The 14,329-nt window shown below is 69.0% G+C and carries 6 protein-coding genes; 2 read left to right on the top strand and 4 right to left on the bottom strand.

The window, feature by feature from the left end:
• Positions 1-23: 23 nt before the first annotated feature.
• From ACFWUR_RS17710 to ACFWUR_RS17695, 4 genes are read right to left on the bottom strand one after another with little or no spacing between them, the layout of a single operon-like run.
• Positions 24-1,322, bottom strand: a complete 1,299-nt coding sequence (locus tag ACFWUR_RS17710) for an FAD-dependent oxidoreductase (protein WP_378908166.1) — start codon at positions 1,320-1,322, stop codon at positions 24-26.
• Positions 1,319-2,311: an AfsA-related hotdog domain-containing protein gene (locus ACFWUR_RS17705; protein WP_378908165.1), complete on the bottom strand. Its 993-nt coding sequence runs from the start codon at positions 2,309-2,311 to the stop codon at positions 1,319-1,321. The genes ACFWUR_RS17710 and ACFWUR_RS17705 overlap by 4 nt, the downstream gene beginning before the upstream one ends.
• Positions 2,308-5,457, bottom strand: a complete 3,150-nt coding sequence (locus ACFWUR_RS17700; RefSeq protein ID WP_378908164.1) for a type I polyketide synthase — start codon at positions 5,455-5,457, stop codon at positions 2,308-2,310. Before ACFWUR_RS17700 ends, ACFWUR_RS17705 begins: the two co-directional genes overlap by 4 nt.
• Positions 5,458-5,481: 24 nt before the next feature.
• Positions 5,482-11,994 carry a type I polyketide synthase gene (locus ACFWUR_RS17695; RefSeq protein ID WP_378908163.1) on the bottom strand — a complete coding sequence of 2,171 codons (6,513 nt, stop codon included), beginning with the start codon at positions 11,992-11,994 and terminating at the stop codon, positions 5,482-5,484.
• Between the two features lie 236 nt (positions 11,995-12,230).
• Between ACFWUR_RS17695 and ACFWUR_RS17690 the strand changes: the two genes are divergently transcribed.
• Together ACFWUR_RS17690 and ACFWUR_RS17685 are read left to right on the top strand one after the other, a co-directional pair.
• On the top strand, positions 12,231-13,127 hold the full coding sequence (locus ACFWUR_RS17690) for an SDR family NAD(P)-dependent oxidoreductase (protein ID WP_378908162.1): 897 nt from the start codon (positions 12,231-12,233) through the stop codon (positions 13,125-13,127).
• Positions 13,117-14,325, top strand: coding sequence for a lipase family protein (locus ACFWUR_RS17685; RefSeq protein WP_378908161.1), 1,209 nt, complete (start codon positions 13,117-13,119; stop codon positions 14,323-14,325). Before ACFWUR_RS17690 ends, ACFWUR_RS17685 begins: the two co-directional genes overlap by 11 nt.
• Positions 14,326-14,329 lie beyond the last annotated feature (4 nt).

The following is a 14,329-nucleotide window of genomic DNA, read 5'->3' as shown; positions in this document are numbered from 1 at the left end:
CCTGCGACGACCCCGGGCCCAGCTCACGCGGTCAACGCGCCGGCTGCCGCGACACCGGAGCGGTAGCAGGCCTCCAACTGCGCCCCGAGCAGGTAGTCGCCCGCGAGCTGTAGTCCCGCAAGGGATTCGGCCTGCTCGCGCAGCACCGCGCGGAAACCGGCGTGATCGGGGAGGTAGGCGCAGTGCGCCGCGGCCCAACTGCGCGTCTCGGTGCGCACCCTCGCGATGGACGGGCCACCGAGATGCCCGCGCACCTTCGCCTCGGCCTCGTCGATCCACGTCGCCAACTGCCGCGTATCCGGTGTCGGCCGGGCATCGCGCCCGCTGAAGGTGTAGCGGACGATATCGAGATCGTTGACACCGTAGACCCCCGCGGCGCTGCACGGACCCTCGTCGAATGCGATCGATCGAACGGTGCTGCCGAAGAAGGGCTGCTCGTACTGCACCACCGCTACCGTGGACGGGTAGTAGGCCACCTGGCCCAGCACCTTGCTCAACGCGGGAACCAGGGGTTCGAGCAGATTCGCGGCCGCGTACGCCGGCACGGCCAGAACAACCCCGTCGTAGGCGGAAACCGTAGTGGCGCTGCCATTTTCGGAGACATCCAGCCCGACCACCCGGCCTTCTCGCGCCACGATCCGATCGACGCGGGTGTTGAGCCGGACCGGCACCCGCCCGGCGAACCAGTCCAGGACCGGTTGCAAACCGTCGACGAGTTGGTCGTATCGATCCTGCACCATGCCCAGGCTCACTCCGAACGCGCCGAGGTACACCTCGTCCGGTTCGGCGGCGTTGAGCCGAACCGTCATCGGGCGCAGCACAGCACGACCGAACTCGGCTCCGAAGTGCGCGCCCAGCGCGACGTCGTCGCTGTCGGTGCCCGCGCGGCCGAAGTACTCCGACCCCAGGTAGCGGTTGCGCTCGTCGAACCGCACCCGCGCACCGTAGTAGAGCATGCGCGCCGCGTCGACCGGCGAACCCATGCGCAACAAATGGCGCACGAAGCCGGCGATGCCGGGGTTGTCGAGTGTCACCAGTTCGCCGTCGATGATCTGCGAGCTGTTGATTCCGAACGGCTCGTAGGCGCGCTCCCCGGACGCGGCGATGAACTCGCGCAGCTGCCGGTAGTGGCGACCGATGTTCTTGCCGCCCATCATGATCGGCCGACCACCGAGGCTGTCGAAACCGCAGCGCCCGCCGAGCACCGCGTCTTGTTCGATGAGTTCTACGTGGTGGCCCGCCTGACGCAGTGCGAAGGCCGCGCCGATGCCGGACACGCCGCCACCGATGACCGCGTACCGTTTCGCCGATGCTGTGGTCATGATCGGAGGTTCTCCTGTCGTTGCCCGGACACGGGATAGTGCGCCAGCTCGACGTGTGCGAGGGCGATGCGGTTGCCGTACTGGTGCAGGGCCACCTCGACGGTGATCTCGTCGAGGTCGAGATCACCGACGGCCGCGGTGGTGCAGGTGACGGGGGCGTCCAGCTCGGCGAAATCGGTGAACTGGGCTTCGAGGTCGAGTACCGCGGCGACCGGCGAGACGAGTAGCCCCGACGCGGTCGCTGCCAGCACCGCCGCCTGCCGGAACGCCTCGAGCAGCAACGGCCCTGGCACATGGTCGTATTGGTGGTCGAAGAAGCTCGGATGCCCGCGATCCACCACCACGACCAGGTCCTGCGCCGCGGTGCGAGCGAGCACGACATTGCGGGGGTCGCGTCGTCCCACCAGTTCCGGCGGTAGTCGCCGCACCGCGTCGGGACCGACCGCGACCAGTGCCGGGCGCTTGCCCTGCTGGAGCTCACGGAACTCGTCGTAAGCGTCACGGGGGAAGGTGATTCCGCTGCCGCGCACCGTCATCGCCAGTGCCCCGTGGATGGTCAGCGTGGCATCGAAGGACACGTCGTGGTAATACCCGCGCCCGGTACCCGCCGCGCCCGGCCGCAGACGCACCACACCTTCGAGCGGCTCCCGTTCGCTGTCGCGGAACAAGCTCAGGTCCTCCACCGCGAAGGCCATCCGCTGCAGGCTGGCCGGCGCGTCGGCGGGGACACCGAGGTGTCGTTGCCCGACTACGAGCAGCGCCTGCCGGACAGCCTCGACGGCGGAGAACGGATCGTGGTACGGAGCCAGTCGATCGAACCACAGCGAGTGCGCCCGCGGCACCTGCACGGCGGCAAGGTATTCCGAGCTTCCGACGATCGCCGTATCGGCGACGTAGACCTCGGCGAGCCCGCGCCGGTGGGCCAGCGCGGCGGGCACCAATTGTTCGAAACACAGGGTGCTGCGCACCGGCGACACTCCCCCGCTCATGCGAGCACCGCCTCGTGGGTCGACGCGTCGCTCCAGATCCGGGTGGCGAGCACGGCACCGAGCGCGCGCGGGGTCGGGTGGGTGAACAGGTCCTCCAACGACAGGTCGGCACCCGCGGCGGCATTGATTCTGCCGCGCAGTTCGAGGACGGACAGTGAGGTGAGTCCGATCGCGAGAACAGTCGCTTCGAGATCGATCTCGTCTTCGGTGAGGTCGATGAGGATCTCGCGGATCTGGTCCACGACGACTCGCACCGCGACATCGCAGCGCTCGTCCTCGGGGACGGCCTGCCAGTCCGGGCGCGCGGGCGACACCTCCCCCGCCGCAACGTCGCGTCGGCCGACGCTCCGATCTCCGGCGAGTTCGGCTCCCGCGACGCCGATCATGCTCTCGAGCACGGCGCTGTCGGTGTGGACCCAGTAGCGGCGGTGCTGGAACGGATAGGTCGGCAGATCGACCACCCTGGCGGTGTCGTCGCGACACAGCGCCGACCAGCCGACCTCGGCCCCGGCGACCCATGCTGCCGCCACGGCTTTCACCGCTGAGCCGGGTTCGTCGGCACCGGGACGCAGCACCGGGACTGCCGTGCTGCCGGTATCGGCGAGGGCTTCGTAGACCAGTCCGGAGAGGGTGTCTCCCGCACCGAGTTCGAGGTAGGTGACGACGCCGGATTCGTGCAATCGCAGCACGCTGTCGTGAAATCGCACGGGCTCACGGGCCTGACGAACCCAGTAATCGATCGAAGTCAGCTGTCCCGGTGTGGTTTCCGTTCCGGTCACGGTGGAAATGATGGGGATGCGCGGTTCTCGGAATCGGACGCCCGCGACGACGGCACCGAACTCGTCGGTGATCAGATCCACGTGCGGCGAGTGGAAACCACGGTCGACGCCGAGCCTGGTGACCCGTCGACCCCGTTCACGCCAGTACCGTGCGCACTCACCTACCGCCGCGACATCGCCCGCGATCACGGTGGCGTTCGGGCCGTTGGCCGCGGCGACCGACAGTTCGGACTCGCGACCGGCGATCGAATCCGTGACCTCGACGCAGGAGGCCCGCACCGAAACCATCGCTCCCACGTCCATTCGTTGCATCAATCTTCCGCGCGCCGCCACCACCGCGACCGCGTCTTCCAGCGACAGCACACCCGCGACATGCGCGGCGCAGAGTTCGCCGACCGAGTGCCCCACCACGAAATCCGGCGTAATCCCCCAGGATTCGAGCAGCCGGAACAGTGCGACCTGCAGCGCGAAAACGGCGGGCTGGGTGTAGTCGGTCCGGGTGAGCCGCTCACCCGTCCCGAACATCTCCGCGCGCAGTGGGTGCTCGAGATGGGCGTCGAAACCGGCGCAGACACTGTCGAGCGCCTGCGCGAACACCGGGTACGCGCCGTAGAGCCCGCTGCCGATGCCCACGAGTCGACCATTCTGACCGGGGAACATCATCGCCAGCTTGCCGCCGGTGCCCCGACGTGAGAGGACTGTCGAGGCAGCGGTGTGTTCGTCGGCGATGGCGGCGAGCCCGTCCAGGAACTCACCGCGGGTGTTCGCCACGACCACGGCGCGATGGTCGAATCTCGTTCGCGTGGTGGCCAAGGAGTGAGCGATGTCGGCGAGGTCGTGCGGGGAGTTCACGACTGCCTCACGGACCCGGGCCGCCTGGTCGCGCAGTGCGGCGGGGGTGCGCGCCGACAGCAGCCACGGCGTCGGCGGGTGTGACGGCCTCGACCGATGAGCGGGCTCAGGTCGGTCGTCGGCCGCCGCGGGTCGCGGCGCCTGCTCGACGATCACATGGGCGTTGGTGCCGCTGATCCCGAAGGAGGACACCCCGGCCCGTCGCGCATGCTCGGTGCGCGGCCACGGTTGTGGCCGCAGCGCCAGCCGGATGCGATCCCCGGTCCAGTCGGCGTGTGCGGTCGGCGCGTCGACATGCAGTGTGGGCGGGACCATCTCATGCTGGATCGCCTGGACCACCTTGATCAGTCCGGCTATTCCCGCGGCCGACTGCGTATGTCCCATATTCGATTTCACCGACCCCAGCCACAGCGGCGGCGCACCGTCGCGTTGCCCGTAGGTCGCCAGCAGGGCCTGCGCCTCCACCGGATCACCCAGCACCGTGCCGGTGCCGTGGCCCTCCACCATGTCGATATCGGCCGGGCGCAGGCCGGCATTGGCCAGCGCGGCTCCGATCACCCGCTGCTGAGCCGGTCCGCGCGGCGCGGTGAGCCCGTTGGACGCACCGTCACTGTTCACCGCCGAGCCGCGCAGCACCGCGAGCACCCGGTGCCCGAGCCGCTGCGCGTCCGAAAGACGTTCCAGCAGAACGAACCCGACACCCTCACCCCACGCGGTCCCGTCCGCGCCCGCCGCATAGGACTTGCACCGCCCGTTCGGCGCCAGCGCACGCTGACGCGAGAACAGCGCGAACGGCATCGGGGTGGACATCACCGTGACACCACCGGCGAGGGCCATCCCGCACTCCCGCAGGCGCAGCGCTTGCATCGCCTGATGGATCGCGACCAGTGACGACGAGCAGGCGGTGTCGACGGTGACCGCCGGACCTTCCAGACCCAACAGGTAGGCCACCCGCCCCGCCGCCATCGAGGCGTGATTGCCGGTGAAGTAGTAGGTCTCCGCACCGTCCCACGCCTGCGCGGCACCGAATCCGTACCCCTGATCACTGAAACCCACGAAGACACCGGTGTCACTGCCGCGCAACGTCGTCGGGTCGACGCGGGCCTGCTCGATCGATTCCCAGGCGAGCTCGAGCAACAGCCGCTGCTGCGGATCCATGGCCTCGGCTTCGCGCGGGCTGATCCCGAAGAACCCGGCGTCGAACTCGCCCGCGCCCTCGAGGAACCCACCTTCGCGCACATAGGATTTGGCGAATTTGTCCGGGTCGGGATCGTAGAACCCGTCGACGTCCCAGCCCCGATCCGCCGGGAACTCGGTGATCAGGTCGCGCCCCTCGACCAGCGCCTGCCACAGCTGGTCGGGCGATTCGATCCCGCCGGGGAACCGACACGACATTCCCACGATCGCGATCGGTTCCCGCGCGCGTGCCTGCTCGTCACCGAGCTGCTGTCTGGTCTCCTGCAACTGCCGGGTGGCGCGCTTGAGATACGCGCGCAGTTCCGCTTCGTCGGCCATTCGACTCTCGCTTTCTGATTCGGCTCAGACCGAACGGACCTGGTCGATGAGATCGAACAGGGCGTCGTCGTCGGCACCGTCGATGTTGTCGACGACCTCGCCCGCCGCGTCACCGCGCAGGGTGCGCACGAGGTCGTTGATCCGCACCAGCAACTCCTCGACCCGCTGCGGTGCCAGCTCCACGTCGGCGCACTCCGCGGCCAGCGCGTCGAGCTGTCCGGCGATCCGCGCTGCCGGGTCGTCCACGGGGGCGATCTCGGTGCACAGGTAGTTGGCCAGCGCGGCGGCGTTGGGGTAGTCGAAGACGATCGTCGTGCGCAGCTTCGCGCCGGTGGCCGCTTCGAGTCGGTTGCGGAACTCCACCGCACCCAGCGAGTCGAAACCCAGGTCGGTGAACGCGGTGTCGGCGGGCACCGCCTCCGCGGACGCATGGCCGAGGACGGCCGCCGCGTGCGATCGGATGACACCGAGGACGATCGTCTCCTGGTCGGCGGGTTCGCGGCCGGTCAGACTCGCCAGCAGCTTCGCCGACTCGTCGAAGCCACCACCGGCCGCCCGGCGCGGGCCACGAAGCAGCGAGCGCAGCATCGCGGGCATCTCGTCGACATCGCCGAGCGAACCGAGTGCCGTGAGGTCGAGCCGTGCGGGCACCGCCAGTGGGCTGCCGGTCGTCAGGGCACTGTCGAACAGGGCCGTGCCCTCGTCGTCGGTGAGCGGGATCAGCCCTTCACGGCGCATCCGCCGCAGATCTCGCTCGGTCAGGTGACCGGTGATGCCCGTGCCGCGTTCCCACAGGCCCCAGGCCATGGCGGTGGCGGGCAGGCCCCGATGGCTACGGTGCTGGGCCAGCGCGTCGAGGAATCCGTTGGCCGCGGCGTAGTTCGCCTGGCCGGGGTTACCGAGCAGACCCGCGATCGAGGAGTACACGACGAACATCGACAGGGTGTGTGCCCGGGTTACCTCGTGCAGGTACCAGGCGGCATCGACCTTGGGGCGCAACACTTTCGCGATGTGTTCCGGCGTGTGCTCGGTGAACAGCGCGTCTTCGACGACGCCCGCGGTGTGCACCACCCCTGTCAGCGGATGCGCGGCGGGTATCGCCGCGACCATGGCCGTGAGCGCGTCGCGGTCGGCGACATCGCAGGCGACGATGTCGACCTCGGCGCCGAGTGCGGACAGCTGCGCGGCGAGTTCCCCGGCGCCGTCCGCGTCGGGTCCGCGACGGCTGGTCAGCAGCAGGCGCCGAACTCCGTGCGCGGTGACCAGGTGGCGGGCGGCCAGCGCGCCGAGGCCGCCGGTGCCGCCGGTCACCAGGACGGTGCCGTCACGATTGGGCGAGGCGGGCACGGTCAGCACGTACTTGCCGACATGGCGCGCCTGGCTCAGCTGCCGAAACGCCTCGGGTGCCCGTCGCACATCCCAGCGGGTGACCGGGAGTGGACGCAGGACACCGGATTCGAAGAGTGCGCGCAGCTCGGTCAGGATCTCGCGCAGCCGGTCGGGGCCTGCCTCCATCAGGATGAAGTTCTGGTATCGGACGCCCGGGTGGGTGCCCGCGATCTCGTCGGCGTCACGCAGATCGGTCAGGCCCATCTCGATGAATCGACCGCCGCGCGGGAGCAGATCCAGCGACGCGTCCACTTTGTCGCCGGCGAGCGAGTCGAGCACGACATCGACACCGCGTCCACCGGTGGCTTCGAGGAACTTCGTCGAGAACTCGGTGGTTCGCGTATTGCCGATGCGCTCGTCGGCGAAACCGTTCGCACGCAGCACATCCCACTTGGCCGGGCTGGCAGTGACATAGAGGTCCAACCCGAGATGGCGGCCCAACTGCACCGCTGCCATACCGACACCACCGGTGGCGGCGTGGATCAGCAGCGACTCCCCCGCCCGCACCTGTGCCAGGTCGACCAGCGAGTAGTAGGCGGTGGCGAACACGATCGGCGCGGCCGCCGCATCCTCGAACGACCAGCCCGCGGGAATCTCGATGACCGTCCGCTGGTCGGCCACCACCGTGGCACTCACACCGGTGAAGATGCCCATCACCCGATCGCCGACCACGAGATCGACGACGTCGGGGGCGACCTCGACGACCACGCCCGCACCCTCGCCACCGATGGCGGTGTTCGGGATCGGGTACATCCCGAGCACGATCAGCACATCACGGAAGTTGACACCCGCCGCCCGCACCGCGATCCGCACCTGTCCCGGACCGAGCGGCTCGGTCGCCGGTCGCGAAGCCAGCATCATGTTGTCGCCGTGCAGCGTTCCGCGACCGTGGTCGACCAGCTGCCAGTCACCGTCGCCGATCAGCTCGGCCGACCCGACCGTGTTCGCGCCCGCGCGCACCAGGCGCGGCGCGTGCGTTTCCCCGTGCCGGATCGCCAGCTGCGGCTCGGCGGTGAGCGCGGCGCAGCCGAGCACCGCCTCGCGGTAGTCGCTTCGATCCGCGAGGTCGAGCAGCGCGATACGGCCGGGGTTCTCGTTCTGCGCGGTCCGCAGCAGACCCCACACCGCCGCGCCTACCAGATCACCGATGTCTTCCCCGCCGTGGATCGCGACGGCGCCGCTGGTCACGAAAACCACCAGGGTGTCGGCGAACTGGTCGTCGGCGAGCAATTGCTGCACCACAGTCTGTACCGCGGTCACCTGCTCGCGGACAGTGCTCGGATCCACCGCACCGACACCGATGTCGGTGACGGAGGTGTTCGCGTCGCGGGGAACGCGTACGACGACGAGGTCGCGATCAGCGCGTTCGCAGCGTTCGACCGTCACTGCGCTCACCGCGAAATCGAGCTCGGACCATTCACTGTGTCCCGCGACGGATTCGGGCGCCGGCACGGTCACCCAGTTCACCTCGTACAGTCCGCCGTCCGACGACGATGCCCGTTGACCCAGCGCTGACAGCGGAATCTCGCGCAGTGCCAGTGATTGCGCGCCGGCGACCGGCCTACCCGCCGAATCGGAGAGTTCGAGGCCGACGCGGTCGGTGCCGGTCGGGGTGAGACGCACACGCAGCGACGACGCGCCGACCGCATGCAGACAAACACCTTCCCACGCGAACGGGAGCCGGATCCGGCCGGATTCGGTCGGGCCGACCGTGCCGGTCACGATCATCGCGTGCAGTGCGGCATCGAGCAGTGCGGGGTGTAGACCGAACCGCGCGGCGTCCGCGGTAGCCGATTCGGGCAGCGTCACCTCGGCCAGAACGTCGTCGCCGTGGCGCCAGATCTGACCGAGACCTCGGAAGGCCGGGCCGTAGTCGTAACCGGCCGCCGCCATGGCCTCGTACGGATCGCCGACGGCCACCGCGACCGCCCCGGTAGGGGGCCACGCGCCGCCATCCGCCGCGGCCACCGCGGTCTCGTCCGACGGTCGAACGGTGCCGGTGGCGTGTGCGACCCAGGGCAGCTCTTGCGCGGACGCTGTCTGCGGACGCGAGTACACACCGATGGCGCGATGCCCCGATTCCTGCGCCGGCCCGACCAGGACCTGCAGTTCCACCGCACCGGTCTCGGGAATCACGAACGGGGCTTCGAGCACGAGTTCACCGACAACCGGGCACTGCACCAATTGACCCGCATGCCAGGCCAGTTCGATGAACGCGGTGCCGGGAAGCAGCACCGCGCCACCGATCCGATGCCCCGCCAGCCAGGGGTGCGTGTGCAGCGACAGCAGCCCGGTCAGCAACAATCCACCGTCCTGAGCCAGACCGATCCGCGCGCCGAGCAGCGGATGATCGTCGGTGTCGAGCCCGGCACCACGCACATTGCTGCCCTCGCTCACCGCGAGCCAGAACCGATCACGCTGGAAGGCATAGGTTGGCAGGTCCACCGGGCGGGTGTCGGCACCGTCGAACAGCGAGGCCGGATCCAGCGTTGCCCCTTGGCAGTACAGCGCCGACAGACCGGTGACGAACGCGAGATCGCCCACCAGGCCGGGCCGCTGCAACGCGGTGGCGGTCATCGCCGCACCGTCGTCGACGATCTCGTGGACCATCGCCGTCAGTGCGGCCCCGGGCCCCATCTCGGCGAAGCAGTTCACCGCGCCCTGTTCACGGGCCCACCGCACCGCGTCCAGATAGCGGACCGGTTCGCGCAGGTGACTCACCCAGTAGTCCGGCGAGCACAGCTGCGCCGCCTCGGCCACCTTGCCGGTGAGTGCCGAGATCACCGGCACGGTCGGCGGGCGATAAGTGAGTCCACGACAGACTTCACCGAACTCCGCCAGCACCGCGTCCATCTGGGAGGAGTGGAAGGCATGGCTCACCCGCAGCCGGGTGGTCCGCACGCCGTCGGCCGCCAGTTGTTCGGCGATGGCGTTCACGGAATCCGCCGCACCCGAGACAACCACCGACGCGGGCCCGTTCACCGCTGCGATGCTCACGTCATCGTGTCGACGCACAAGGTCGGCGACGCTCTCCGCATCGGCGGCGACCGCGATCATCACCCCGCCCTCGGGCGCGGACTGCATGAGACGACCACGAGCGGCGACCAGGGTGCAGGCATCCGTGAGCGACCAGACCCCGGCCACATAGGCCGCGACGATCTCGCCGATCGAGTGGCCGAGCACGAATCCCGCGCGCAGTCCCCATGATTCGGCCAGGCGATACATCGCCACTTCGGTTGCGAAGAGGGCCACCTGGGCGATCTCGGTCCGGTCGAGGGCCCCCGCGGTGTCCTGGTCGTCGAAGATGATGTCGCGCAGCGGTGTTTCGAGATGCTGGTCGAACTCCGCGCAGATCTCGTCGAAGGCGGCGCGGTACACCGGATAGCCTTCGTACAGCTCACGCCCCATCCCGGCCCGCTGAGCGCCCTGACCGGGGAACATCACCGCGGTGACCGCCGCGGTGGCAGTGCCACGCACCACGTTCCGCGCCGGTTGTCCGTCCGCGAGTGCTCGCAGCCCGGCGCCCAGTTCCTCGCCATCACGGCCGACGATCACGGCGCGATGCTCGAACCGAGCACGGGTGCCGAGCAGTGCGGCGCCGACATCGACCGGGTCGTCGTCGTGTCCGGTCTCGAGCCGGTCGAGCAGCGCGCGTGCCTGGGCCGTTACCGCGGTGGCCGAGCGCGCGGTGACGACCCATGGAATCACCGGCGGTGTGGCGGTGTCGGCAACTCGCGGCACCTCCGGCGAGAATTCCCCTCGCTCGACCACTACGTGCGCGTTGGTGCCGCTGATGCCGAAGGACGACACCGCGGCGCGCGACGGTCGCCCGGTCGCGGGCCACGCCTGCGCCTGGGTCACCAATCGGATCGAGCCCGACGACCAATCCACGTGCGGCGTCGGCTCATCGACATTCAGTGTCGGCGGCACCACCCCGTGCCGCATCGCCATCACCATCTTGATCAGCCCGCCGACCCCGGCGGCGGCCTGCGTATGACCCATGTTCGACTTCAGCGACCCGAGCAGCAGCGGCTCCCCGGCCTCGCGCTCGGCGCCGTACGTCGCGAGCAGGGCCTGGGCCTCGATGGGATCTCCCAGCCGGGTCCCGGTCCCGTGCGCCTCCACGACGTCCACATCCGTGGTGGCCAAGCCCGCGTCCGCCAGCGCCGACCGGATCACTCGCTGCTGAGACCGTCCGTTCGGCGCGGTCAGACCGTTGGACGCGCCGTCGGAGTTCACCGCGGTGCCGCGCACCAGGCCCAGGATCTTGTGCCCGAGCCGCCTGGCTTCGGACACGCGCTCGAGCAGGAGCATGCCGACACCCTCGCCCCACGCGGTGCCGTCGGCGCCCGCGGCGAAGGACTTGCACCGGCCGTCGGCCGCCAGCGCGCGCTGAGTGGAGAACGCGACGAACGCGGCCGGTGTCGCCATCACCGTGACACCGCCGGCCAGCGCCATCGTCGACTCCCCCGAGCGCAACGATCGCACCGCCTGATGAATCGCGACCAGCGACGACGAACACGCCGTGTCCACGGTGACCGACGGGCCTTCCAGGCCCAGCACGTACGACACCCGCCCCGAGGCGATACTCGACGCCTGACCGGTCATCAGGAACTGTTCGATCGACTCGCGCACCCGCTCCTCGAGATCGCGCGAAGACGGGGCTTCGGAGTCCGGCATCAAGCCGACGAAGACGCCGGTAGCACTGCCGCGAACGGTCGCCGGATCGATACCCGCGCGCTCGAAGGCTTCCCAGGCGGTCTCGAGCACCAGACGCTGCTGCGAATCCATCGCCTGCGCCTCACGAGGGCTGATCCCGAAGAAGTTCGCGTCGAATCCGGTGGCGCCGTCGAGGAAGCCGCCCGTTCGGACATACGACTTGCCCGGCACACCCGGCTCCGGATCGAACAGTCCCTCGACGTCCCAACCCCGATCGGTCGGCCACGACGACACCAGGCTGCGCCCCTCGACCACCGCCTGCCACAACTGCTCCGGCGAGGTGACCCCACCCGGGTAACGGCACGCCATGCCGACAATGGCGATCGGCTCGGTCGCCCGCGCTTGCACATCGTCGAGGCGCGCGCGGGTGGTCTGCAGTTCCCGGATCGCCTTCTTCATGTAAGTGCGTAGTTCGTCTTCGCGAGCCATAGGGCAAACATCTCCTGCATCAGAGGTATCGACAGGGAAGCGAGCAGTGCGGCGGGATCGGGAATTCGCCCTGCGATCTACTCGACAACACTGACCGGCGCCACGCTACGACAGCGGGCAACCGAATTCCCCGCGCGCCGAACCTCTTTGGGAAACGACCAACAGCCGCCGCGTCGTCCCTGACATTTTCCAAACGCATTGCCACCCGGTGACCGCGATTCGTAAGGTCATGCGCCATGGCAAGGACTCCCGATCCGATACCGGATCAGCACGGCCGACGATTCGTTATCACCGGGGCCAACGGCGGTCTCGGCGAGGTGGTGACCCGCACCCTGGCTGCCCGTGGCGCCACGGTGATCATGGCTTGCCGCGATCCGAAACGGGGACGGGATATCGCCGATCAACTGGACGGCGATATCTCCGTGGCGAGTCTGGATCTTGCCGATCTGGCCGATGTGCGACGATTCGCGCAGCAATGCGGCGAATTCGATGTGCTGATCAACAACGCCGGGTTGATGAATGTGCCGTTCGCCCGTACCGTCGACGGATTCGAAACCCAATTCGGCGTCAACCATCTCGGGCACTTCGCGTTGACTGGCCTGCTGCTGGATCGAATCCAGGACCGGGTCATCTCGCTGTCGAGTATTTCCCACGGATGGACGAAGGCACTGCCGCTCGACGATCTGCGCTTCGAGCGCCGTCGATACAGTCGGCATTCGGCCTATCCGGAATCGAAGCTGGCCACCCTGATGTTCGGCCGCGAACTGCAGCGCCGGTTGCGCGAATCCGGGTCGCCGCTGCGGTCCTACGCCGTGCACCCCGGTGTCGCGCCGACCGGGCTCGTCGCCAGGACACAGACACCACTCGATTACGTGGCCGAGCCGTTCATCCGGCTGGTCGGCCAATCACGAACCGCCGCAGCCCAATCCATGCTGTTCGCCGCCACCGCGCCGGACGCGGACCCCGACGTCTACTGGGGCCCGACCAAGCTGTTCAACACCCGAGGCCCGGTCAGCGCCTGCCCGTCGAGCGCACTGTCGCAGGACCGGGCCCTCTGGCAGCAATTGTGGACGGCGTCCGAACGCGCCACCGGTGTCCGTTTCCCCGCGTCGGCGGTGATCCATGAGAATTAGCCTGCGCACCGTGGCCTGCGCCGTCATGGTCGGCTTGCTCGCCGCCTCGGGCGCTCCGTCGGCCGCCGCGACACCACCGGTGTATCCGATGCCTGATCCCGACCCCTTCTACGCCGCGCCCGCCGACATCGCGAGCAAGGAACCCGGCGCCGTGCTCGCGGTCCGCGTTCAAGAGCCGCTGCCCTATTTCCCGACCGCCACGGTCACTTTGGTGAAGTTCCGGTCCACTGACTCGCAGGGCCGACCGATCGCCGCGACCACCACGATCCTCACCCCGAAGGACCATCGTCGCGGCGCGCCGCTGTTGTCGTATCAGCACATCATCAACGGCCTCGGCACCCAGTGCGCGGTCTCGCGCGCCCTCTATGCCTACGATCCCAATCTGCTCTATCGGGCTGTGCCGCTGCTGAATACGATGCTGCTGCGCGGCTGGAGCATCGCCCTACCGGATCATCTCGGCCCGAACGCCGCCTACGGCGCGGCCAGACTCGGTGGCCAGATCACCCTCGACAGCATTCGCGCCGCGACCAGGGTCCCCGAACTCGGACTCGCCGAGAGCCCGTCGGCCATGCTCGGCTACTCCGGCGGTGGCATGGCCACCGGCTGGGCTGCCGCGCTCGCGCCGGACTACGCCCCCGAGCTGCGCCTGGTCGGCGCCGCGCAGGGCGGTGTGCCGATGAACATCACCACGATGGCGCGCACTCTCGGTTTCGCCCCGCATCCCATGTTCGGTCTCGCGATGGCCGCCGCGCTCGGGCTCGAACGCGAGTACCCCGAGCGCCTTCCGATCACTGAGCAGCTCAACGAGACCGGCTTGGCGGTGCGCGATGCCATGGCCAACGGTTGCACCGTCGAACTCATCGCCGCCGGTGCGATGCACAGCGCCTCCGATCTCGCCTCGACCGTCTCGCTGATCGACGACCCGCGGGCGTGGGAAGTGGGCGACGCCAACAGCCTGGAGCTGTTCGAACCCGTGCCGACGATGCCGATCTTCGAGTGGCACACCCCCATCGACCCGCTCATCCCCGTCGACGCTGTCGATCGCACGAACCAGCGTTACTGCCTGGCCGGAACACCGGTGCTGTCCGAGCTCTATCCGAGTCCCGATCATCTGGCCACCGCGGTCATGGGTTTCCCGGCTGCCGTCGCGTGGCTCGATGCCCGCTTCCGCGGCGAGCCCGCCCCGAGCAACTGCTGACTTC

The organism is Nocardia sp. NPDC058633, assembly GCF_042717045.1.
GTDB lineage: Bacteria > Actinomycetota > Actinomycetes > Mycobacteriales > Mycobacteriaceae > Nocardia.
This window is presented reverse-complemented; position numbering and strand designations above follow the sequence as displayed.